The organism is Macrococcoides bohemicum, from assembly GCF_003259675.1.
GTDB classification, from domain to species: Bacteria; Bacillota; Bacilli; order Staphylococcales; family Staphylococcaceae; genus Macrococcoides; species Macrococcoides bohemicum.
In genome coordinates this window covers 439,161-460,087 of sequence record NZ_PZJG01000001.1, presented here as the reverse complement: position 1 = coordinate 460,087, position 20,927 = coordinate 439,161, and the positions used below count along the sequence as shown (strand labels likewise).

Sequence of the window (20,927 nt, the reverse complement as noted above, 5' to 3'; positions counted from 1 at the left end):
GCCTTCAGATGATTTGATACGTAATTGTATGTTTGTTGAAGCGTTCAATAGATAGGAATACTGCATTATCACCCATTTTAAAATGTGCATTTTTTACTCCTTCTAACATTATAATATATCCTTCTTGGTTGAGCTTTCTAATGATGCGCTGCTTATGATATAGATATTGTATAATATCATTCCCAGTATATATCCAAAGCTGATTATTAACTATTTCAACATAGTCAGCATTATTTAATTCTTCATAGAGATCTCTTTGAAACATAGCATTATTAACATCAAAATGATCGGTACTTTTACCGCTTAATTGATAAATATTCATGTAAATGAGCGGTAACATACTCATAATCATTATAATAATCGATAAATTTATCATCATTTCAATCATCGTAAAACCGTCACTTCTTCTTAATGCAGTATACTTTATCTTTCTTATAACAAATCTGATCACCTTCAATGAAACCACCTCTTTCATTGATGACTATTTCTACATATGCTATTCGATACATTTCCAACGATTTTTTCTTTTGCTCATATGTATGAGATAACGTGAAATACATCGGCAATAACGATAAAGTAATTAAAGCGACTACCGAAAAAGAAAGCAGGCTATCAATCAGCATAAACCCATCATACTTTTTCAATTCGTATTCTTCCCCTGTGTAATTGTACAACGATTTGATAAAGTGTCTCACCAATATAATATTTGATCGAACCACCTTTTCTGACTCCATTATTCTTAAAAATGATTTCACTATTTGCGATACCATTACCTTCATATATTTCACCTTGCTTAATTATATATTTACTATTAATCCCTAAAACTTTGGATTGAATATAGATTGTATCGCTCCTTGGAGGGAACGATACAACTATGACTTCACCTGTTTCATAAGACTTCGTCTGATAATAATTTAAAAGCGAAATAATTTCATCGTTAATTTCTTCATCTTTCACTTTATTTTCATCAAATTTTGTAACTGGAATTATGATTATGATGATAACGATGATTAATAATACAAGTAATGATTCAATATAACTAAATCCATTATTGTTTTTGTGCCACCGCTTCTCCATTTTCAATATTGATAGGATCCCCATTTTTACATTTCACCTGATTTTCCTTTAAAAATTCCGGCACAAGTTCATTAATCGAAGTTGGCGCCTTTCCATTCTGAAGCTTATATGCTTCTATCTGACCTTGTACCATCTTCACTTGTGCTGTACAACCCGTATTCTGAACGTTATCAGATTGTTTTGCGATGTTTGGAATAATCACAATAATTAGCACTGAAATAACAAGCAAAACAAGCAACATTTCAATTAATGTAAATCCATCATTTTTTCTGAATTGATTTTTAAAAGATTGGGCAAAATTATTACTATGTGTTTTAATAAATTGATACATTCTTTTTCCTCCTACTGAATGCCTTCCATCATCTGGAGCATCGGTAATATAATAACTAAATACATTGCGACAATTAATAATCCCAAAACAATAAATATGATTGGCTGAATACTTTTAATCAATTTGAAAATCTTTAGTTCAAATTTTTTAAATACATACTCACTATAATATTCAAGTTCTCTGTCTAACTTCGAATTCTTCTCCCCATGTTGCATAAATTGAATCATAGACTTTTCAAATAATTGTAATTTAGATACTGCATCAGGAAGTGGTTCACCTTTAATCAATTCCTGGTTAATGCAAGCTGCAATATAACTTAACGTTTGATCATTATTTTGACCTTCTAATATTGAGATAACATTTTTCATCATGACTCCATTACTTAAAAAGAATGAAAGTTCGGCACTCACACGATAAGTAATGAATAAACGATAAAGTTGATTAATAATCGGAATTTTTTTAATGGTAGAAAGTTGATTTTTAATATTGGATTTTTTAAAAATAAGAAAATAATAAAATGTAAGAAAAATGAGAAGAAACAATGTATATATAATTATTTGCGGAAGTGTATATAGAATATTTGTAAGGATTATGAGTTCTTTACTTAAAGTCACTCCCATTGAACTATACATATTTTTAAACTGTGGGAGTACTGTATGATTAACAGTAATGATTAATGTGATAAATATTACGATAAGTACTAACGGATATTGAATTGTCTTTATAAACTGTTGTTTCAGTTTCCGTTTTGAAAGATTATATGCATAGCAATGTTTTAATGTTTCGTTAACATTACCAAATGATTCACTGAAATGAACCTGCATAACGATATGATTACTATAATTTAATAACTTCAGACAATGCGATAAAGGTTGGCCTTGTTCAAGTGCAGATAATACTAATTTCTTATCTGAAGATTTTACTTCATCATATTGAGAAAATAAAAATTTAATTGCTTCATATTGTGTAAAGCCGTTTTGTGTCATCTCACTTAAGCGAATCAAAAAATCATCTTCATATAATTTTAATTTGTTTCTATTCCAAAGCATAACGTTCATACTCCAGCTGCGTAATCTTTTCTTTGTCGTACAAAATTTGCAATTGTTCAGATAAAGGATGATAATGCTGAACCTTTCTATCATTTAAATAATCCCGTACATCGCCTTTAATCAACTGTTCAAAAATACGTGTTCGCGCTGATGTAGTATTAACTAATCGCTGATTAATGATTATTTCTACACACTGTTCAAGTTCAACTTTTGTTATTCCCATTTCCAGCAATCGATGGATAGCGCCAAGACATGTATTTGCATGAAGTGTCGACAGCACAAGATGACCACTTAAACTTGCATTGATGACATGCTTTGCAGTTTCTATATCACGGATCTCTCCTATCATAATAATATCCGGATCACAGCGAAGAATAGCCTTTATTGCATTCTGATATGTTATATTAGCTTTTCTATTCACATTGATTTGAATCATACCATGAATTCTCTGTTCAACAGGATCTTCAATCGATATAATCTGTTTATTTAAATTTTGCGCAGCATAATTTAACATTTGGTACATTAAAGTACTTTTTCCGCTCCCAGTAGGACCACTAATTAGAATTAATCCGCTTCCTTTATGCATCAAAGATAATAATTCCTGTTCAATCGAAATATTTTGACTAAATAAAGCTGGAATTATTCGCATCACACATGCTTCCTGTCCAATCGTATGTGGTAATGTAGATGCCCTGATATTATAAAGTATTTTGTCCTTCTGATAGGTCAGTATACCGCTCTGCGCTTTATTTTTTTCAGAAACATCAAGATGTGTTATAAATTTTACATATGATAATAATTTTTCGAAGTCTTCGGTATTTAACTGATTATAGGCATACATATTACCTCCAATCCTGAATTTCATCATGACATTCTGCACTTCAGGTATAAAGTGTACATCTGAAGTTTTTTTAGCAATTGCATCATCCAATATTGTATGTAATAGTTTTTCCATAAATCCCTCCTCTACTTAAATATCGGGAACTTCTTCGATTTTATTTTTTTACATCAGAATTTTTATTTCATTAATTTATTTTCTTATAAAATGTTTAAGTAAATCCAATTATTTCCATTGAATTTGCAAAATTAGAGGTTTACTTATTAAATGCTTATCTTTATAATAATAAGTGATATGAAGAGTTTGAATATAGGGGGAATAACCATATGGATAAAGTTTTTAAAACTTTAGGATTCTGGACAGCGATATTTGCGGTAATGTTCTACGTTGGCGGTATGTCAATGGTGTCATTCATTTTCGTTGCTCAAACTGGATTTTTTGTATTATTAGGTTACTTAAAATTAACTGAAAGAATGTATATGTATATTTTTGCAGCATACTTAGTAGTATGTTTCGTAGGATTCACATACTATTCAACTTTCTTATTAGAGCCAAGTTTTGGCCATCACGAATAAAACCTTCCTTTACGGAAGGTTTTTTTTAATACCCATTTAAAAATGGATTGCAATCCATCTCATGTTGAATTGTAGTATATGCACCATGTCCTGGACAAATAATCATTTGCTCGTCTAGAGTCATGAGCTGTTGATCAATACTATTTAGTAATTGTTGTGTGTTCCCTTCGTATAAATCTGTACGACCGATACTTTCATTGAATAATGTATCCCCTACTATGGCAAACTTGTCAAAGATAAAAGATTGACTACCTGGTGAGTGTCCTGGTGTATGACGAACATCGAGCGTAAACGAACCGATTGTTTGCTTTCCAAGTTTCATTTTTAAAGGCTTTGTCTTTGCAATAACTGGTTCTAAACCATACTGTTTAAAATTTTCAGAACCATTTTTAATTGTATCAGTTAACCAGTACTGCTCTTCTTCCGAAACATAGACCGGTACATTAAATCGCTCACATATCGCATCTACTGCTCCGATATGATCAAAATGTGTATGTGTGAGAATAACAGCGATTACTTTCTTCTCTAGTGGTAGAATAGCATCTATAATCTTTTCTGGTTCATCTCCTGGATCAAAAATCAATATTTCTGAATCATTATGTATAATATAACAATTTGTTTGTATTTGACCTAAAGGTAATTTAATTTTATCCATAAGTAGCTCCTCCTAAAAAATGTACTCGACAAAGTTATTTATTAATTATACAATATTAATGATAATAAAAGTAATTTCATGGGGGTTATGTTATGCCGTTTATTAACACAGGCGAATTATTTGAAATCTTTGGTACAAAAATTCATATTGGTGTAAATATCTTTTCACTTTTAATGTTAGCAGTATTTTTCCTATCAATCAAAGCTTTATTAAATGCTGTTAAATCTAAAAATGTATTAGGCATTATCTTTGGATTATTGGCTACTTTATCATTTGGATTCTTTTCACTAGCAACAATCTTCACATACGGATATCCAATTTTACATCACTAAAAATAAGACCAGGACATTTTGTCCTGGTTTTATTTTTTATTTCAGATGTTTATTTACTGCATCTATCTTTTCAATCATCTTTCGTTTTTTATCTCTTCTGTCATCAATTCTAATATTTGTACATACACGATCTAATCCCTGCTTAAATGGAGACTCATGTATTGCTTCAAGAGCCATGAGACATTCGTGTAGTTCTCCTTCGATCAATGTACTCATTGGAGTTAACATATAATCGATTTTGCCCTGCTGCTTTAATTCTTCTAATATTACTTGAATTTCTGCGATATACTTACTCACACTTATCGACTTACCATCCAAAGGAATTACTACTACATCAATTATCGCCATTAAACTTGCTCCTTTTTCACATATTGTTTGATCAAACCTGCAGCACCAATAATTCCAGCATCATTACCTAAAGTCGCTGTTACAATTTTAGTACCTTGAGTTGCAGGCGTAAATGTTATTTCACGATAAACATCTTCAATATGCTGAATTAAGAAATCACCAGCTTTAGATACACCACCACCAATGATGATATATTTAGGATTCGTTACAACACTGAATACACTCAATGCATATGCTAAATTTCTCGCAACTTTCTTTATAACATATGTCGCAAATTCATCTCCAGCTTTTGCAGCATCAAAAACCATTTTAGCCTGTAGCGTTCTATTTTTCATCGCATCTTCAATTACTGTTTGAAATTGTAGTTCGTCATAGTAATGATAAGACAGATTAACAACGCCTGTTGCACTCGCAACTGTTTCTAAACAACCTTTCTTTCCACAGTTACATTGGAATCTTTCTTTAAAATCGACCTTAAAATGACCGAGCTCCCCACCAGAACCATTATGACCGTGGACAAGTTCATTATTACTTATTATACCGCCGCCGACACCTGTACCGAGCGTCACGCATATAACATCAGGTTCATTCTGTCCGGCACCTTTAAATTTTTCTCCTAAAGTTGCTACATTAGCATCGTTGTCAACATAGACCGGTAATCCACTTAACTTTTCAAATTGTTCTTTAATATTGATCTTTCCATGCCAGTTTAAATTAATCGCACCATTAACAACACCCGTTTTAAAATCAATTGGGCCAGGAATCCCTAAACCTATACCGAGAACATCTTCCATGTTGTAATTTTTATGTTTTGAGTTAACAACAAATGAATCATAAACATTCTTCAATATGCTTTCACCATTATTTTCAGTCTTCGTCGGAATCTCCCATTTATGTAGTATTTCTAATGTTTCATCAAGGACACCTAACTTACAAGTTGTGCCTCCAATATCCGCAGCTAAAATAATCATATTTTTCCCATCCTTCTCTGATTTAATATTAAACGTGCCTGCACAAACTGTTCATTCGTAATAATGCCAGCATCATGTAATGATTTTATCTCCTGATTCATCATTTCAATGGTATCATTTTCATCTTTAAAATATATAATAATACCAAATTGTTTAAGTAACTGTTGTACATCGTAAAATGAATGCATTGTTTCACCTGAATTCTTTAAATTCTTTTTGAAGTTTTATATAAGAAGATATTCTATTGCGTTGAATTGCCTTGTTCAAATATTTATTAGCGCTATCATAATCATCCATTGCACGCATAGCTAATGCCATCTGATAGTTTAATTTATCGCTATCAGGAAATTTCGTTAGACCTTTTTTCCATTCAGCGATTCCGTTTGATAAACTTTCCTGTTTGGTTTTCAGTAAACCATAATATACATATGTTTCGTCATTATCATAACCTTTTTGAATTGTAGTAGTAAGGATTTCCTTCGCATCCTGATCATTACCTGCAGCGATGGCCTGTGCAGCAAATTCATTATAAATATGATGTTCCTTTTCAGAAAAAATATTAAAGAGTAATAAAATTACTATAATACCTAGGCCAGCACTCATCCATTTAAAATACTGACTTTTAATTTTATATAAATGTATAAGCATTGCAATAAACAATCCACCAAATAAACCACCAAAATGGGCATAGTTATTAACATTGGCAAATAAAGAACTTGCTGCGAGATAGATAATACTACCTATTAATATTTGCATAATAAACTTTTTATCAAATTTCCCACTAAAGATGATATGCGCTAATGCTGCGCCCATCAACGCACAAATTGCGCCACTTGCTCCAACAGATATAGAAGTCGTATCAAATGCAAGAGAAACTAAATTACCTATAATACCACCACAAATATAAATCAGAAGATACTGCCAATTTAGATATAAATATTCTATAATTTTACCGAGAATAAATAGCGACATCATATTAAACAATAAATGCTGAAAATCAAAATGTAGAAACATTGATGATATCACTCTGTAATAATCACCATGAACAAAATTAAAATGCGTTAACCCACCTTTTTCTACTAACGTGTCAACCTTATGTGTCATGTGCCATATATTCATGACGATAAAACTTATAATATTTATCACAATTAATAGGTATGTAAGAGGTGTAAACTTAATCATAGCAGTATCAATCGGGTTATTTTTAATCACTCTATTTTGATACCACGATACTGATTGTGGCTTAGTTTTACTCGATATCGCTTTAAAAGGTGTATTTAGCGTTTGTTTTACTGACTGAGAATCCGGACATGAAATCACTTTAATATTTAAAGGCATCTCATTCATTTGAATTTCCTGATCAATGAGTATTATTTCATAACAATTAATCGGATATGTAACTAAACTTTCAATTTCATCATGATGATCCATAATTTTCTGAACCATAAACATCGTTGATTGTGCTGTTTGTTTGTTTAATATTAACCGTTTCAATGTTTTTTTACTACGACTATACAACCATATATCATCTAAGGTATCTGAAGTTGTAATAAAATCATAATCTGTATATTTTATAAATTCATAGATGTTTTTCCATATCAACTTCTCTGTTATCATTGATTGCCCTCATTAACTATTATTCTTTTCTCAGTAATAAGCATTGAAACTGGAATATCATGTGGTTCAATTAATACTTCACTGAGTTGAAGTTCAAAGATTAAACTTATTGTTTGCCCAGTATATTGACTTAAAAATTTATCAAAATATCCTCCACCGTATCCAATACGATAACCATCTTCATTAAATACAACACCAGGAACAACAATTAGTTCCGGCTGCGCACCACTTTCCTCCCGATGATTCATTATATCTATGCCAAATGAATCCTTTACAATGTCCTTTTGCGAAGTATATCTAACAAAGTGCATTTGTTTCGTTTTATAGTCACAATATGGAACGTATACTTTTTTACCAAGACCTGCTGCATATTCTATTAACCATCTCGTATCTAATTCATGATTCATACTCATTGTGATACCAATTGAATTCGCATTTCTAAATACATCTTCATTAATAAAAGTATGTATTATCGAATCTTCTTTTTCAGTTTTATTTTGGTTATGCTTTAACTGCGAAAGTATCGTTAATCGTAATTCTTTTTTTTCTGATTTAATCGTCATTTTCTCACCTCATTTATATTATACAATATAGCATAAAGAATGGAATGGACATAAAAAAAAAACAGACATGAAAATTCATGTCTGCTCAAAAAATTATTTAGTTTCTCTGTGTAAAGTTTTTTTATTATCTCTTGCACAGTATTTTGACATTTCAATACGTTCCGGGTTATTACGTTTATTTTTTTTAGTGATGTAGTTTCTTTCACCACATTCAGTACAAGCTAAAGTAACATTAACGCGCATAGTTGTTCCCTCCTCACGTTTCTAAATATCCATACGACTTTTCTATAATAACATGTGTCGCATTAATTATCTAGTACTAATTTATGAATTAGTTAAATCTTTCACCAGTAATCGTAAAATAAACACTTTCAGCGATATTCGTGATGTGATCACCAATTCTTTCTAGGTAACGACCAGCTAAATGCGCTTGACCAGAGATATATGGATCGTTGTCGATTAAATATGCACTATTAATAATTTCTTTATATAAATCATCAATATCATTATCTCGCTCAATAATTTCTTTAACTAAATTCACATCATTATTTTTGTGTGCTTCTTTAAGATCAGCTAGCATTAGCATACTAAGTTTTCCCATTGTTTTAAGACGCATCAAAATATATTCATCTTCAAATTTTACTCTTTTACGAATCTTAGCAATATTTGCTGCATTATCTCCCATTCTTTCAAGTTCTGAAGATACTTTACTTGATGATAAAATCATTCTTAAGTCTGTAGCGATGGGTTGCTGTTTAGTAATTAAACTGATTATCTGGTCCTCTATATCACTTTCCATAGCATTAATAACCTGATCATGTTCAATAATTTCTCTAGCAACAGTTTTTTCATCATCACTTAGTACATTAATACTTTTTTCAATAGTTCTATAAACTTCATCGGCAAGTTTTAAAACACTTTCTTCTAAATGTTGTAAACTTTCTTCATATATTTCTCTCATATCAACCAAACCTTCCTGAAATATAACGTTCTGTTTGTTCGTCAGCTGGGTTAGAGAAAATCTTATCCGTTGTATCATACTCGTTTACATAACCATTTAAGAAGAATGCTGTTTTGTCTGAAATACGAGCAGCTTGTTGCATGTTATGCGTAACGATAATGATTGAATATTGATTTTTTATTTCCTGAACTAACTCTTCGACTTTTAGAGTTGAAATTGGATCTAATGCAGATGTAGGCTCATCCATTAAAATAACATCAGGTTCGATTGCTAAACAACGAGCGATACAAATACGTTGTTGTTGTCCACCCGATAAGCCATATGCATTTTTATCTAATCTATCTTTTGTTTCATCCCAAATCGCCGCACCACGAAGTGATTTTTCAACGATCTCATCTAAGATTTTTTTATCAGTGATACCATGGATTCTCGGCCCATAAGTAATGTTATCATAGATAGATTTTGGGAATGGGTTAGGCTTTTGGAAGACCATACCTACTCTAGTTCTTAAATGCTCTACTTTATAACTTTTATCGAAGATATTATCTCCACGGTAAAGAATTTCTCCAGAAGTTCTTACGCTTGGGATTAATTCAATCATACGATTTAAAGTTTTGATATAAGTTGACTTACCGCAACCTGATGGTCCGATAATTGCTGTAACTTCATTTTCTAAAATATCTAAATTGATATTTTGTAAAGCATGATGATCTCCATACCATAAATCTAAATTTTTTGTTTGATAAACAATATTACGATTTGTTGGATTTGGTGTTTGACCTGTAACGATATTACGTTCTTTTTTTACATTTTCACTACCTGTATTGTTTACTGTTTCAGTTGTAACGATAACTTTTTCATTATTCTTTACGTCATTTGAAACTTTTACGTTGTTATTCATTATAAGACCCCTCTCAAATTAAAAACTAGAATTTTTTCTGATATTTATTACGGATAAAAATTGCAATTGAGTTCATGGCAATTAACATGATTAATAACACAATTATCGCAGCTGAAGACACAAACTGGAATTCAGCTTTCGGTAATTTAGCCCATGTAAAGATCTGCATTGGTAACGCCTGGAATCTATCCATAATACTATCAGGTGTTTTCATGAAGATAGTTGGAATACCGATTACTACTAATGGTGCAGTCTCACCAATGGCACGAGATAAAGCTAAAATTGTCCCCGTTAAAATACCAGGAATAGAAGCTGGTAATACAACGTTTGTAATCGTCTGCCATTTCGTTCCACCTAATCCTAATGAAGCTTCACGAATTGCATTCGGTACTGCTCTAATCGCTTCCTGACTCGAAACGATGATAACCGGTAAAATCATTAATGACATTGTAAGTGCTGCCGCTAAAACCGACTTTCCAAGTGAAAGTGATTCAATACCCGCACCACGTACGAATAACGTTAATCCTAATAAACCAAATACCACTGATGGTACAGATGCTAAGTTAGCGATATTGACTTTAATAAATCTAGTAAAAGCATTATCCTTTGCATACTCTTCCATGTAGATAGCCGTAGCTACACCTAAGGTTACTGCGATTGGTGCAATTGTCATCATTAGCCATAATGTTCCGATTAAAGCACCTTTAATACCTGCTTTTTCTGGTGTTGTAGATGAGAAGTTTGTAAAGAACTGAGGTGTTAAATACCCTGCACCTTTACGAATAATATCAAATAATAAAATCGCCAGTACAACTAAACCGATCATTGTACATAGGAAGAAAAGAAATTTAACAATTTTATTTTTTGACAGTCTGCCAGAGAGTTTCTTTTCAACTGTTTCATGATTAATTAATTCCATATTAATACTCCTCTCTGAATCGTTTAGTAACCCATTGTGAAATGAAGTTCATAATTAATGTAAATACGAATAATGTAAATCCTACTGCATAGATACTGTAGTATATATCTGATCCAAATGTAGCATCTCCAGTCGCAACCTGCACGATAAATGCTGTCATCGTTTGTAATGAGTTCGTGAAATCTAAAGAGAATTCAGGTGAACTACCTGCTGCAAGTGATACGATCATTGTTTCCCCGATTGCACGTGATACTGCTAACACGATAGAAGCTAAAATCCCAGATAATGCTGCAGGGAAAACTACTTTAATAGCAGTTTCTAATTTCGTTGATCCTAAACCTAATGCACCTTCACGAATTGCCTGTGGTACAGCACTCATTGCATCTTCAGATAATGAAGCAATCATCGGTACGATCATAATACCAATTACTAATCCCGGACTGATTGCATTAAAACTTCCTAAGTCTGGCCATACTGAACGTAATAACGGTGTAACGAATGTTAAAGCAAAGAAACCATAAACGATAGTAGGGATACCTGCTAAGATTTCTAAAATAGGTTTAATAATTCTTCTTGCACGATCACTTGCATATTCACTTAAATACAATGCTGCGCCTAAACCAACCGGAACAGCGAAAAGAGTTGCGATTAAAGTTACTTTTAAAGTTCCTAAAATTAATGAAATAATACCGAATTTCGGATCTTGACCAAATGCATTCCATTCTTTTTCAAGGAAAAAGTCTGCAAACGAAACACGTGTAAAGAACGTAATTGTTTCAGTTAATAATGTAATGAGGATTCCAATTGTCGTTAAAATTGAAATTGAAGCAATGATAGCTAAAATTGTTGGAATTATTTTTTCAATGATGTTTTTTGAAGATCCTTTACTCTTATTTTGAGCAATTAAATCTTGTACAGAAATTTTATTTTCCATAGTTTAGACTCCTTCATTTTAAAAGGGACGAAAAATTTCGTCCCTTAAAAAAATTTCATATTCTAATAATTATTAAGTTAATAATTATTTAATACCTTCTAATGTTTTTAAAGATTTTTCATATTCTGCATCTTCTAATGCAACATATCCAGATTCAGTTGAAGCATCTTTTGCTTTTTCTAAAGCAAATTTCATAAACTCTTTAAATGCCTTGTTTTCTTTTAAAGAATCATTTTTAGCATAGATGAATAATGGACGACTTAATGGATAAGAACCATCTTTAACTGATTCTTCAGTCGCTTCTACACCCTCACCTTTACCTTCTTTTTGAATCTTAACAGCTTTTAAGTTATCTTTGTTTTCTTGATAGAAATTATATCCGAAGAAACCGATACCAGTTTTATTATCTTGTACTGATTTAACGATTACGTTAGTATCAGCATTTTTCTCAGCTTTAATTTCACCTTCATCTAATACTTCTTCACTAAAGAAGTCATAAGTTCCATGTGATTGGTCGGGTGAGAATGCTTTAATTTCTTCAGCTGGGAAGTCAGCACGAACATCTTTCCAAGTTTTAGCTTTTCCAGAGTAAATCTTAGCTAACTCTTCAAATGTTAAGTAATCTACAAAATCATTATCTTTATTTACAGCAACAGTTAATCCATCTGAAGCGATTTTAAATTCAGTATATTCAATTTTTTTATCTTCTAAAGCTTTTTTCTCTTCATCTTTAATATCACGAGATGCGTTAGAGAAGTCAGTTTCTCCAGCGATGAATTTCTCAAAACCACCACCAGTACCTGATGTTCCGATAGCAACCTCAACATTAGGATATTCAGCATTGAATTCTTCATTAATTTTTTCAGTTACTGGTGCAACAGTCGATGAACCGTCTCCAGCTACTTTACCTTCAATATCTTTAGCTGCTGTATCAGTACTAGCACCTTTATCTTCAGAAGCATTATCTTCTTTCTTGTCAGCTGCTCCACCACAAGCACCTAATAATAATGCAGTACCTAAAACAGTTGTTGAACCTACTAATTGCCATTTTTTCATTTTGAAAGTCCTCCTAATTGAATAGACGAATAATTTGTATTTGTTTATTACACTACTTACTATAGTGTAAGATTGTTAATTCAAGATGAATGTAATGTAAATTTTATGTAAAGAAAAAAGACAATGCATCATTGCATTGCCTTTTACTCAAGAAATCTTATTTTTTAATAGATTAATTATTCTGTATTATTCTGTTCAACACCATTTGATATTGCACTTTGTACACCTGAAGAACCTGTTTCTATCACTTTTGTTTTCTTATCCGCTTTATCTTTAAAATATTCATTTATAATATCTCTTCCCAAATCTCCACCAGGTAACCATGGTGGTGGGACAGGTTGATTTGTATAGATAATAGCGAAACTCATACTTGGTTTGTCCATAGGAGCATAGCCGATATACGTAGAATTTACGCGTGACTTACCATCCTGGAATACTTCTGCTGTTCCGGTTTTTCCTGCACTTTTTACTATCGTATTAGCAAAACTTTTATAACCTGTACCAAGTTCGTTATTAAATGCCATATCGAACCCATCTTTCACCTGATCAATTTCATCTTGTGAATTATTAATTCGGTTCAGCACTTTTCCTTTAATACTTTCTTTAATTGGTCCTATTTTATCAGTCTTTGAAGCTGCACGAATTTCTTTCACTAGATGTGGCTGTATACGGTAACCATCATTAGCAATCGTTGAGACATATTGAGAAAGTTGTAATGGCGTATATGTATCATATTGTCCGATTGCTAAATCCAGGTAATTACCAGGATTATTCTTCAGCGTACCTGTTTGACCTGTCACCTCATTTGGCAAATCAATACCTGTTTTAACACCTAATCCAAATTGATTTAATCCTTTTCTTAGTTTTAATCCTACCTCTGTTATATCTGCAGGTAATGACATATTATTAGAATAATTTAAACCTGCCATCTTTAATGCTGTTTTAAACATATAAACGTTTGATGAGTGCATTAATGCTTCTTTATCATTAATCTCTATTTTGCCAGTCGGGTTAAAATATGATCGCTTTTCTACACCACCTTTAAATACTAAAGGTTGGTCAATCATATCCTCTCCAATACTTATAGCATTATTACTATATCCAGTAAGTATTGTAGCACCTTTTACTATAGACCCAACTGCATATTGAGATGTAAATGTTCCGTAATGATAATCTGTTATCTTACCGTTCTTATCAATTTGTCTTCCAGCTAATGCAAGAATATCACCGTTATTAGGATCTTGTACGACCACTAATACTTTATCCATCGATTTTGCATTCATTGAACGTAAAATTTGAATGTGTTCATCTACTAATTTTTCAACTTTAAGCTGCAGATCAATATCTATTGATAAAACCAGATCGTTACCTCTCGACCCTTCAGAAATCACTTCAGAATTAATGATTTTTCCTGATTTATCAGTTAAATAACGCATCTTTTTCTTTTTGCCTCGTAAAACATTTTCGTATTGAAATTCAAGATAACTTTGTCCTACTCTGTCATTACGTGAATAACCTTTAGATAAATAATAGTCTACTAATTCTTTAGGTAATCCTTCTTCTTTTGATGAAACATTGCCAAACATTGTACGTAATGTCTTACCATAAAGATATTTTCTATCCCAATCCATTGTAGTATTCACACCAGGTAATTCACTTAAATTCTGAGAAACTAATGCATATTCTTTTTCTGTCACATTGTCGTTTCTAATAATTTGAGGACTTAACTGACTTCCACTGCTCATTTCACGAAAAATTGCTGCTACTTCTAATTCATCTTGTGACATTGATTTCAATTTCGCTATTGTTAATTTTTTATAGACCGCTTCATTATATTCTTCCTGAGAGATTTCACCTGTATCAAATAATTGTAATTCTTTCTTCATTAATTGATCGACTTCATCTTTATGAGTCAGTATAAAGAAGTCCTGTTTATCCCTTAAAGTCAAAGCATCTATAGGCATAGACATCAATTCATGTAATTTTTTTGCAGTATCAAGCATCTCACTACGACTTGTCATACGATCACGTGTGTATGTAATTGCTTTTTTCGAAGTATTATCAACCAACAGTTTACCGTTTCGATCATATATTCTCCCTCGAGGCACTGATTCATTTACTTCTATATTTTCATTATTATCTACAGCTTTTTTATAAGTTTCACCTTTAACAATCTGAAGGTATCCTAATCTAAGAACCAGGATGATTAATAATGAAACAATTGCCATAAAGATAACGCTGATTCTGCGGTTCATCAGTCGTTTTTGTTTTAGTTCATTTGATTCTTGTTTAACACGTTTCAAAGGAAATCCCCCATCACTACCATTTATCTTTTAATAATATATGAATTAACACATATTTTCTATATTTTTGATATAAAAACAAAAATAAAGAGACATTTCAGATGAAATGTCTCTTAACGCTTACGAATTATGATTAACTACTATTTAGCAGCTAAATATAATTCGTTTACTTTTTCCCAGTTTACTACATTCCAGAATGCTGCAATATAGTCAGGACGTTTATTTTGATAGTTTAAGTAATAAGCATGCTCCCAAACATCTAAACCTAAGATAGGTGTTTTACCTTCCATTAAAGGATTCTCTTGGTTTGGTGTAGAAACTACTTCTAATTCTCCATTGTTTACTACTAACCAAGCCCAACCAGAACCAAAACGTGTAGTTGCAGCTTTAGCAAATTCTTCTTTAAAAGCGTCTAAAGAACCGAACTTAGCATTGATTGCATCAACTACTTCACCAGTAGCTTCTTTACCTGTTGCAAGTAAAGTCCAGAATAATGAGTGATTATAGTGTCCACCACCATTATTTACTACAGCTGTTTTCTTGTCAGCAGGTACTTCGTTAATTTTTTTCATTAAATCTTCGATAGAAAGATCTGCAAATTCAGTTCCCTCTACTGCAGCATTTAAGTTAGTAACGTAAGTATTATGGTGTTTCGTATGGTGAATCTCCATAGTTTCTTTATCGATGTGTGGTTCTAATGCATCATATGCATATGGTAATTGTGGTAATTCAAAAGCCATAATTAATCATCCTCCTTAAATTTTAAGTACATATTTATCATATCAACTTAAGATAGCGTTCTCAACTACTTTGCTTATATATCAAAATGAATATTTTTGATAGAATAATAGTGTTGTCTTATCTCCAATCATTTAAAGAATTCTAGGAGGAAATAATTTGTATTTTAAGCACTTGAAAAGGTTAATGAAACCTAAACAATATTCTTTGTTCAGAACAGTAAAGCTCAGATATATTTTTTTACATATATTAATCATTGCAATTCTTTTCTCTATTCCAAATAGTATTAATTTTTACAAAGCCATTAATGTTGCAAATCAGATGGTGAAAAATAAACAGCATGAAATACCTGACTTTAAAATTAAAGATAATGTACTTGTCTTGAAAGAAGAAAAAACAATCGATGTCCCACCTTATAAAATTTTATTTTCAAATAAAAAACAATCACCGGAAAATCATGTCATGTCGTTTCAGAAATACGGCATACAAGTAGATGAATCAACCTTCTTGTCATATTTAAATTTGCCGATGTTTTATGATAAAACGACTTTCATTACTTTTTTAAAAACGTATACTGCGTCTAGTTACTTTTATCTGTCGATCTTTATCGGTTTTCTGATTTTCATTCAATTTATCACTACTGTCATAAAAATTATTTTTATCAGTATAGTTGCACATGTTATATCAGTGTTATTCAAAAGAAAATCCAGATTTATGAACTGGCTTAAAATAACAACATTTTTATTAACACTGCCTTCAATTATTTTATTTTTTGGCTTATTGAATTTAAAATACAATATGTTTTTCATCATGTGCTCATGGACAGTGCTCGCAGTCCTCATATTAGTAACTGTTCATTATTTACCTCGTAAAAGAGCAAAGTTTGAATCTTAAAACAAAACAATACAATTTAATGTTATTATTCTATATAATAAATATGTTATGACATTATTCATACTTAAAATTAAAGGAGTTTTATAAATGCCTGAAATCACACATAGAAGAAATACACGTCCAGTGAAGGTTGGAGATCTTACAATCGGTGGAAGTGATGAGCTTATCATACAAAGTATGACGACAACGAAAACACATGACGTTCAAGCGACAGTTGCAGAAATTAAGCGTCTTGAAGAAGCAGGTTGCCAAATTGTACGTGTAGCTTGTCCAAAAGAAGAAGATGCACTGGCAATTGCAGAAATAAAAAAACAAATTAATATCCCACTTGTTGTGGACATTCATTTTGATTATAAATTAGCTTTACTTGCTATCGAAGGTGGCGCTGATAAAATTCGTATCAATCCAGGTAATATCGGGCGTCGTGAAAAGGTAGAGGAAGTTGTAAAAGCATGTAAAGCAAAAGGTATACCAATCCGTATTGGTGTTAATGCCGGATCGCTTGAAAAACATATCATAAAAAAATACGGTTATCCAACTGCAGATGGTATGGTTGAAAGTGCATTACATCATATAAAAATTTTAGAAGACCTGGATTTCCATGATATCATCGTATCGATGAAAGCAAGTGATGTTAACTTAGCAATAGAGGCTTACACAAAAGCTGCGCAAGCCTTTGATTATCCATTACATTTAGGTATTACTGAAAGTGGTACATTATTTGCTGGAACAGTTAAATCTGCAGCAGGGCTTGGTGCAATCATGAGTTTAGGTATCGGAAATACACTCCGTATTTCTTTATCTGCTGATCCTGTTGAAGAAGTTAAAGTGGCTAAAGAATTATTAAAATCATTTGGATTAGCAAGCAATGCAGCTACATTAATTTCTTGTCCTACTTGTGGACGTATTGAAATAGATCTAATTTCTATTGCAAATGAAGTGGAAGAATACATTTCAACGATTAAAGCACCGTTAAAAGTTGCTGTATTGGGTTGTGCAGTTAATGGTCCGGGTGAAGCACGTGAAGCAGATATCGGTATTGCCGGTGCACGTGGTGAAGGCTTGTTATTTATGAAAGGTAAAACAGTCAGAAAAGTTCCAGAGGAAACGATGGTAGAAGAACTGAAGATTGAAATTGATAAATTAGCTGAGGAATACTTTAAAAAGCAAGCTGAAGAAAAATTAAATCAAGCGCAGGCAGTAAATGAATAGAAAGTTTCGTATGGGTATAGATATTGATGGTACTGTAACATGCCCTACTGCTTTAGTACCTTATCTTCAAAGATCTTTTAATAAAGATTTTAAATATGAAGATATTACTGAATATGACTTATCTAATGTACTTAATATTCCTGAATCAGAAATTTATCAATGGTTTAAAGATAATGAACATGAAATATATAAGTATTCACCTGTTCATAATGATGCAGATCATGTCTTAATGAATTGGGCTAATTATTATCAACTGATCTTTATCAGTGCCAGACATTCATACTTACAAGAATTAACAATTGACTGGTTTAAAACACACAATGTGCCCTATCATCACATCGAACTTACAGGTTCACATGAAAAGATAGAAACAGCAAGACGTCTTAATGTTGATGCATTTTTTGAGGATAAACTTGATAATGCGATTGAAATTCACAACGCATTAAACATTCCAGTGTATTTATTTGATACACCTTATAATCAAAGTGAATTACCAGCTGGTGTTACACGAGTAAAATCCTGGCTGGAATTAGATACTTTAATTAAAAAACAATTTCCAATAAGAAAAGGAGAAGACAGTTAACTGTCTTCTCCTTTTCTTATTTGCAACGCTCACATAATCCATATAGTTCAATTTTATGACTATGAATTTCAACATTATCAAGTTCCGCTTCAAATGTTGCAATTGGACAAAATTCAACGACACGTGTTTCACCACATTTTTCACATATAAAATGGTGATGATGATGTGTCGTACATGATAATCTAAATTTCTTTTCACCATCAAGTTCTGTCACTTCGATTATATTTAATTCATCAAATAAATTTAAATTTCTATATATTGTATCAAATGAAATGCCAGGATATTTCTCATTTAGTTCTTCCTGCATTTGTTTTGCATTAAGGTATTTACTTGTATCATGTAACATACTTATCATATCACGACGTTTGTCAGTATATTTATGTCCATTATCTTTTAAAACTTTAATCGCATCATCAGTATTCATTTGAAATACCTCCTTTTTCATTCATATTACTGATAGCAAGGGCAAAAAGCAACACTAATACTAGCAGCATTACAATTACACCACCTGGAGATATATCTAGATAAAATGCAATAACGAGGCCAATTAAGACCGATAATTCGCCTATCACACCACTCCACAGCATGAGTTGTTTATATCCTTTTGCAAAACGCATGGCACTTGCTACAGGCAGTGTGATTAAACTACTTACTAAAAGAATGCCAACGACACGCATCGAAGCAGAAATTACAAGCGCAGTCATCAGCATAAACAAAATATGAACATACTTCGGTACACCGATAATCGCTGCATATTCTTCATCGAAAGATAGTATAAAGAGTTCCTTATACAACACAAAGATAAATATAAGTACTAATATAAAGATTGCTAAAATAATAAATACATCATTTAAAGTTACTGCACTGATACTTCCGAATAAATAGCCAAATAGGTCCTGATTAAATCCATCCGCAAATGAAATAAATATAACACTCAATCCAATTCCAAAACTCATGATTATCGGTATTGCTAACTCCTGATAATGTTTATATAAAGAACGAAGTTTCTCAATTAAAAGAGAGCCTGTGATTGAGAATAATATCCCAGTCCAAACCGGATTAATTGTAACTGCAATCAGTTTTGATAAAAGCATGCCAAATGCAATACCACCGAGTGTAACGTGACTTAACGCATCTGCAATTAATGAAAGACGACGTACTACAATAAATGTCCCGATTAATGGGGCAAGAATACCTATCAGCATCCCACTCAGAAATGAATAGCGAATAAAATCAAATTCCCACAACGCTTCTATTAAGCTCAATGACAACACTCCCTACTATGATTATGGTCAACAAACTGTACAGGATGACCATAAATCTTAGAGATTTCAACTTCATCTAATGATTTAAATTGATGTGTTGTCCCGTGAAAATGCAGATGCTGGTTGAGACAGGCAACTTGAGTGGCTGTATCAACAACTACACCTATATCATGCGTTACTAATAGAATTGTGATACCTTCTGCTTTAAGTTGAGCGAGCAATTCATAGAACTGTGCTACATGTTTTGCATCAATACCAACAGTCGGCTCATCAAGCACTAATACAGATGGATTTGATATGAGTGCACGCGCGATAAATACACGTTGCTGCTGACCACCAGAAAGCTGAGATATATTTTTATCCTTTAAATGCGTAATATTTAATCGTTCCAGTATCGCTTCAACTTTTTGTTCATCCTGTTTATTAAATTTTTTAAATAACGGTTTAATTTGAATTAAACCACTTCTTACAACTTCAAATACTGTAGCCGGGAAACCACCACTGCTCGCGTTTGCTTTTTGAGAAACATAACCGATACCAGTCAGTTTTTTTTGTAATTTCATATTCCTTCCATTCATATAAATGCTGCCTGATTGTATTTTTAAAATACCTAGAATTAATTTTAACAATGTTGACTTTCCGGATCCATTTGGTCCTACAATCGCCAGAAAATCTCCTGGATAGATACTGATGTTAATATCTGATAATGCTACTTTACCTGGATATCGATACGATACATTTCGAATTTCAAATATTGGCTCCAATCGCTTCAGTCCTTTTTAAGATAAAAAACAAGCATTAATCA

The 20,927-nt window shown here is 32.0% G+C and carries 28 protein-coding genes; 5 read left to right on the top strand and 23 right to left on the bottom strand.

Annotated features, from left to right (window positions below; translation table 11 throughout):
- Nucleotides 1-4: 4 nt before the first annotated feature.
- The 6 genes from BHX94_RS03120 to comGA are packed head-to-tail and all read right to left on the bottom strand — an operon-like array spanning nt 5 to nt 3,412.
- On the bottom strand, nt 5-451 hold the full coding sequence (locus BHX94_RS03120; protein ID WP_240740707.1) for a competence type IV pilus minor pilin ComGF: 447 nt from the start codon (nt 449-451) through the stop codon (nt 5-7).
- Complete coding sequence (locus tag BHX94_RS12675) at nt 399-644, bottom strand: hypothetical protein (RefSeq protein ID WP_146606893.1); 246 nt, start codon at nt 642-644, stop codon at nt 399-401. The genes BHX94_RS03120 and BHX94_RS12675 overlap by 53 nt, the downstream gene beginning before the upstream one ends.
- Nucleotides 631-1,077 (bottom strand): hypothetical protein, encoded by a 447-nt coding sequence (locus tag BHX94_RS03115; protein WP_111744864.1) that lies wholly within the window; start codon nt 1,075-1,077, stop codon nt 631-633. The genes BHX94_RS12675 and BHX94_RS03115 overlap by 14 nt, the downstream gene beginning before the upstream one ends.
- Complete coding sequence (comGC, locus tag BHX94_RS03110; protein ID WP_111744863.1) at nt 1,049-1,408, bottom strand: competence type IV pilus major pilin ComGC; 360 nt, start codon at nt 1,406-1,408, stop codon at nt 1,049-1,051. The genes BHX94_RS03115 and comGC overlap by 29 nt, the downstream gene beginning before the upstream one ends.
- Before the next feature lie 11 nt (nt 1,409-1,419).
- On the bottom strand, nt 1,420-2,457 hold the full coding sequence (comGB, locus tag BHX94_RS03105; protein WP_165958576.1) for a competence type IV pilus assembly protein ComGB: 1,038 nt from the start codon (nt 2,455-2,457) through the stop codon (nt 1,420-1,422).
- The gene (gene comGA, locus BHX94_RS03100; RefSeq protein ID WP_111744861.1) at nt 2,444-3,412 is read right to left on the bottom strand and encodes a competence type IV pilus ATPase ComGA; all 969 of its coding nucleotides are present in this window, start codon (nt 3,410-3,412) and stop codon (nt 2,444-2,446) included. The genes comGB and comGA overlap by 14 nt, the downstream gene beginning before the upstream one ends.
- Before the next feature lie 209 nt (nt 3,413-3,621).
- Here comGA and BHX94_RS03095 point away from each other — a divergent pair, with 209 nt between their 5' ends.
- Nucleotides 3,622-3,870, top strand: coding sequence for a DUF2626 domain-containing protein (locus tag BHX94_RS03095; protein ID WP_096076361.1), 249 nt, complete (start codon nt 3,622-3,624; stop codon nt 3,868-3,870).
- A gap of 25 nt (nt 3,871-3,895) precedes the next feature.
- Here BHX94_RS03095 and BHX94_RS03090 read toward each other — a convergent pair whose 3' ends face one another.
- On the bottom strand, nt 3,896-4,525 hold the full coding sequence (locus BHX94_RS03090; protein WP_111744860.1) for an MBL fold metallo-hydrolase: 630 nt from the start codon (nt 4,523-4,525) through the stop codon (nt 3,896-3,898).
- Nucleotides 4,526-4,617: 92 nt separating this feature from the next.
- Here BHX94_RS03090 and BHX94_RS03085 point away from each other — a divergent pair, with 92 nt between their 5' ends.
- A complete protein-coding gene (locus tag BHX94_RS03085; protein ID WP_096076359.1) occupies nt 4,618-4,857 on the top strand; it encodes a DUF2759 domain-containing protein in 240 nt (79 codons plus the stop codon).
- A gap of 36 nt (nt 4,858-4,893) precedes the next feature.
- Here the strand turns inward: BHX94_RS03085 and BHX94_RS03080 are convergent, their stop codons facing one another.
- The 13 genes from BHX94_RS03080 to BHX94_RS03020 form a co-directional block, all read right to left on the bottom strand.
- Nucleotides 4,894-5,205, bottom strand: coding sequence for an MTH1187 family thiamine-binding protein (locus BHX94_RS03080; RefSeq protein WP_111744859.1), 312 nt, complete (start codon nt 5,203-5,205; stop codon nt 4,894-4,896).
- Nucleotides 5,205-6,176: an ROK family glucokinase gene (locus tag BHX94_RS03075; protein ID WP_111744858.1), complete on the bottom strand. Its 972-nt coding sequence runs from the start codon at nt 6,174-6,176 to the stop codon at nt 5,205-5,207. The genes BHX94_RS03080 and BHX94_RS03075 overlap by 1 nt, the downstream gene beginning before the upstream one ends.
- On the bottom strand, nt 6,173-6,364 hold the full coding sequence (locus BHX94_RS03070) for a YqgQ family protein (protein ID WP_111744857.1): 192 nt from the start codon (nt 6,362-6,364) through the stop codon (nt 6,173-6,175). The genes BHX94_RS03075 and BHX94_RS03070 overlap by 4 nt, the downstream gene beginning before the upstream one ends.
- A gap of 4 nt (nt 6,365-6,368) precedes the next feature.
- The gene (locus tag BHX94_RS03065; protein ID WP_111744856.1) at nt 6,369-7,793 is read right to left on the bottom strand and encodes a rhomboid family intramembrane serine protease; all 1,425 of its coding nucleotides are present in this window, start codon (nt 7,791-7,793) and stop codon (nt 6,369-6,371) included.
- Nucleotides 7,790-8,356, bottom strand: a complete 567-nt coding sequence (locus BHX94_RS03060) for a 5-formyltetrahydrofolate cyclo-ligase (RefSeq protein WP_111744855.1) — start codon at nt 8,354-8,356, stop codon at nt 7,790-7,792. The genes BHX94_RS03065 and BHX94_RS03060 overlap by 4 nt, the downstream gene beginning before the upstream one ends.
- A gap of 93 nt (nt 8,357-8,449) precedes the next feature.
- The gene (rpmG, locus tag BHX94_RS03055; protein ID WP_096076353.1) at nt 8,450-8,599 is read right to left on the bottom strand and encodes a 50S ribosomal protein L33; all 150 of its coding nucleotides are present in this window, start codon (nt 8,597-8,599) and stop codon (nt 8,450-8,452) included.
- Nucleotides 8,600-8,687: 88 nt separating this feature from the next.
- Nucleotides 8,688-9,326, bottom strand: a complete 639-nt coding sequence (phoU, locus tag BHX94_RS03050) for a phosphate signaling complex protein PhoU (RefSeq protein WP_096076352.1) — start codon at nt 9,324-9,326, stop codon at nt 8,688-8,690.
- Nucleotides 9,319-10,218: a phosphate ABC transporter ATP-binding protein PstB gene (gene pstB, locus BHX94_RS03045; protein ID WP_242446642.1), complete on the bottom strand. Its 900-nt coding sequence runs from the start codon at nt 10,216-10,218 to the stop codon at nt 9,319-9,321. Before pstB ends, phoU begins: the two co-directional genes overlap by 8 nt.
- Before the next feature lie 25 nt (nt 10,219-10,243).
- Nucleotides 10,244-11,137, bottom strand: a complete 894-nt coding sequence (gene pstA / locus BHX94_RS03040; protein ID WP_111715180.1) for a phosphate ABC transporter permease PstA — start codon at nt 11,135-11,137, stop codon at nt 10,244-10,246.
- A 1-nt stretch (nt 11,138) separates the two neighbouring features.
- Nucleotides 11,139-12,071, bottom strand: a complete 933-nt coding sequence (pstC, locus tag BHX94_RS03035; RefSeq protein WP_096076350.1) for a phosphate ABC transporter permease subunit PstC — start codon at nt 12,069-12,071, stop codon at nt 11,139-11,141.
- Nucleotides 12,072-12,155: 84 nt separating this feature from the next.
- On the bottom strand, nt 12,156-13,127 hold the full coding sequence (locus BHX94_RS03030; protein ID WP_096076349.1) for a PstS family phosphate ABC transporter substrate-binding protein: 972 nt from the start codon (nt 13,125-13,127) through the stop codon (nt 12,156-12,158).
- 176 nt (nt 13,128-13,303) lie between these two features.
- Nucleotides 13,304-15,382 carry a peptidoglycan D,D-transpeptidase FtsI family protein gene (locus tag BHX94_RS03025; protein WP_111745084.1) on the bottom strand — a complete coding sequence of 693 codons (2,079 nt, stop codon included), beginning with the start codon at nt 15,380-15,382 and terminating at the stop codon, nt 13,304-13,306.
- A 188-nt stretch (nt 15,383-15,570) separates the two neighbouring features.
- Nucleotides 15,571-16,170, bottom strand: coding sequence for a superoxide dismutase (locus BHX94_RS03020; RefSeq protein WP_096076348.1), 600 nt, complete (start codon nt 16,168-16,170; stop codon nt 15,571-15,573).
- Nucleotides 16,171-16,354: 184 nt separating this feature from the next.
- Between BHX94_RS03020 and BHX94_RS03015 the strand changes: the two genes are divergently transcribed.
- The 3 genes from BHX94_RS03015 to BHX94_RS03005 all read left to right on the top strand — a co-directional run bounded on the left by BHX94_RS03015 (nt 16,355) and on the right by BHX94_RS03005 (nt 18,857).
- Complete coding sequence (locus tag BHX94_RS03015; RefSeq protein ID WP_146606892.1) at nt 16,355-17,062, top strand: DUF1189 family protein; 708 nt, start codon at nt 16,355-16,357, stop codon at nt 17,060-17,062.
- Nucleotides 17,063-17,158: 96 nt separating this feature from the next.
- On the top strand, nt 17,159-18,274 hold the full coding sequence (ispG, locus tag BHX94_RS03010; protein WP_199798136.1) for a flavodoxin-dependent (E)-4-hydroxy-3-methylbut-2-enyl-diphosphate synthase: 1,116 nt from the start codon (nt 17,159-17,161) through the stop codon (nt 18,272-18,274).
- Nucleotides 18,267-18,857 (top strand): LNS2 domain-containing protein, encoded by a 591-nt coding sequence (locus BHX94_RS03005; protein ID WP_111744852.1) that lies wholly within the window; start codon nt 18,267-18,269, stop codon nt 18,855-18,857. Before ispG ends, BHX94_RS03005 begins: the two co-directional genes overlap by 8 nt.
- A 16-nt stretch (nt 18,858-18,873) precedes the next feature.
- Here BHX94_RS03005 and BHX94_RS03000 read toward each other — a convergent pair whose 3' ends face one another.
- From BHX94_RS03000 to BHX94_RS02990, 3 genes are read right to left on the bottom strand one after another with little or no spacing between them, the layout of a single operon-like run.
- Nucleotides 18,874-19,281, bottom strand: coding sequence for a Fur family transcriptional regulator (locus BHX94_RS03000; RefSeq protein ID WP_096076344.1), 408 nt, complete (start codon nt 19,279-19,281; stop codon nt 18,874-18,876).
- The gene (locus BHX94_RS02995; RefSeq protein ID WP_096076343.1) at nt 19,271-20,122 is read right to left on the bottom strand and encodes a metal ABC transporter permease; all 852 of its coding nucleotides are present in this window, start codon (nt 20,120-20,122) and stop codon (nt 19,271-19,273) included. Before BHX94_RS02995 ends, BHX94_RS03000 begins: the two co-directional genes overlap by 11 nt.
- Nucleotides 20,119-20,886, bottom strand: a complete 768-nt coding sequence (locus BHX94_RS02990; RefSeq protein ID WP_096076342.1) for a metal ABC transporter ATP-binding protein — start codon at nt 20,884-20,886, stop codon at nt 20,119-20,121. The genes BHX94_RS02995 and BHX94_RS02990 overlap by 4 nt, the downstream gene beginning before the upstream one ends.
- Nucleotides 20,887-20,927: the final 41 nt, after the last annotated feature.

What these genes read in the sequence shown, in the direction of transcription:
- BHX94_RS03000 (WP_096076344.1), bottom strand. Translation starts at nt 19,281, where the DNA reads ATGAATACTGATGATGCGATTAAAGTTTTAAAAGATAATGGACATAAA.
- comGB (WP_165958576.1), bottom strand. Translation starts at nt 2,457, where the DNA reads ATGCTTTGGAATAGAAACAAATTAAAATTATATGAAGATGATTTTTTG.
- BHX94_RS03060 (WP_111744855.1), bottom strand. Translation starts at nt 8,356, where the DNA reads ATGACGATTAAATCAGAAAAAAAAGAATTACGATTAACGATACTTTCG.
- BHX94_RS03115 (WP_111744864.1), bottom strand. Translation starts at nt 1,077, where the DNA reads ATGGAGAAGCGGTGGCACAAAAACAATAATGGATTTAGTTATATTGAA.
- BHX94_RS03065 (WP_111744856.1), bottom strand. Translation starts at nt 7,793, where the DNA reads ATGATAACAGAGAAGTTGATATGGAAAAACATCTATGAATTTATAAAA.
- BHX94_RS03015 (WP_146606892.1), top strand. Translation starts at nt 16,355, where the DNA reads ATGAAACCTAAACAATATTCTTTGTTCAGAACAGTAAAGCTCAGATAT.
- BHX94_RS03080 (WP_111744859.1), bottom strand. Translation starts at nt 5,205, where the DNA reads ATGGCGATAATTGATGTAGTAGTAATTCCTTTGGATGGTAAGTCGATA.
- BHX94_RS03020 (WP_096076348.1), bottom strand. Translation starts at nt 16,170, where the DNA reads ATGGCTTTTGAATTACCACAATTACCATATGCATATGATGCATTAGAA.
- comGA (WP_111744861.1), bottom strand. Translation starts at nt 3,412, where the DNA reads ATGGAAAAACTATTACATACAATATTGGATGATGCAATTGCTAAAAAA.
- BHX94_RS03025 (WP_111745084.1), bottom strand. Translation starts at nt 15,382, where the DNA reads ATGAACCGCAGAATCAGCGTTATCTTTATGGCAATTGTTTCATTATTA.
- pstC (WP_096076350.1), bottom strand. Translation starts at nt 12,071, where the DNA reads ATGGAAAATAAAATTTCTGTACAAGATTTAATTGCTCAAAATAAGAGT.
- pstB (WP_242446642.1), bottom strand. Translation starts at nt 10,218, where the DNA reads ATGAATAACAACGTAAAAGTTTCAAATGACGTAAAGAATAATGAAAAA.
- BHX94_RS03005 (WP_111744852.1), top strand. Translation starts at nt 18,267, where the DNA reads ATGAATAGAAAGTTTCGTATGGGTATAGATATTGATGGTACTGTAACA.
- BHX94_RS03085 (WP_096076359.1), top strand. Translation starts at nt 4,618, where the DNA reads ATGCCGTTTATTAACACAGGCGAATTATTTGAAATCTTTGGTACAAAA.
- pstA (WP_111715180.1), bottom strand. Translation starts at nt 11,137, where the DNA reads ATGGAATTAATTAATCATGAAACAGTTGAAAAGAAACTCTCTGGCAGA.
- rpmG (WP_096076353.1), bottom strand. Translation starts at nt 8,599, where the DNA reads ATGCGCGTTAATGTTACTTTAGCTTGTACTGAATGTGGTGAAAGAAAC.
- BHX94_RS03030 (WP_096076349.1), bottom strand. Translation starts at nt 13,127, where the DNA reads ATGAAAAAATGGCAATTAGTAGGTTCAACAACTGTTTTAGGTACTGCA.
- BHX94_RS03095 (WP_096076361.1), top strand. Translation starts at nt 3,622, where the DNA reads ATGGATAAAGTTTTTAAAACTTTAGGATTCTGGACAGCGATATTTGCG.
- comGC (WP_111744863.1), bottom strand. Translation starts at nt 1,408, where the DNA reads ATGTATCAATTTATTAAAACACATAGTAATAATTTTGCCCAATCTTTT.
- BHX94_RS03075 (WP_111744858.1), bottom strand. Translation starts at nt 6,176, where the DNA reads ATGATTATTTTAGCTGCGGATATTGGAGGCACAACTTGTAAGTTAGGT.
- BHX94_RS03070 (WP_111744857.1), bottom strand. Translation starts at nt 6,364, where the DNA reads ATGCATTCATTTTACGATGTACAACAGTTACTTAAACAATTTGGTATT.
- BHX94_RS03090 (WP_111744860.1), bottom strand. Translation starts at nt 4,525, where the DNA reads ATGGATAAAATTAAATTACCTTTAGGTCAAATACAAACAAATTGTTAT.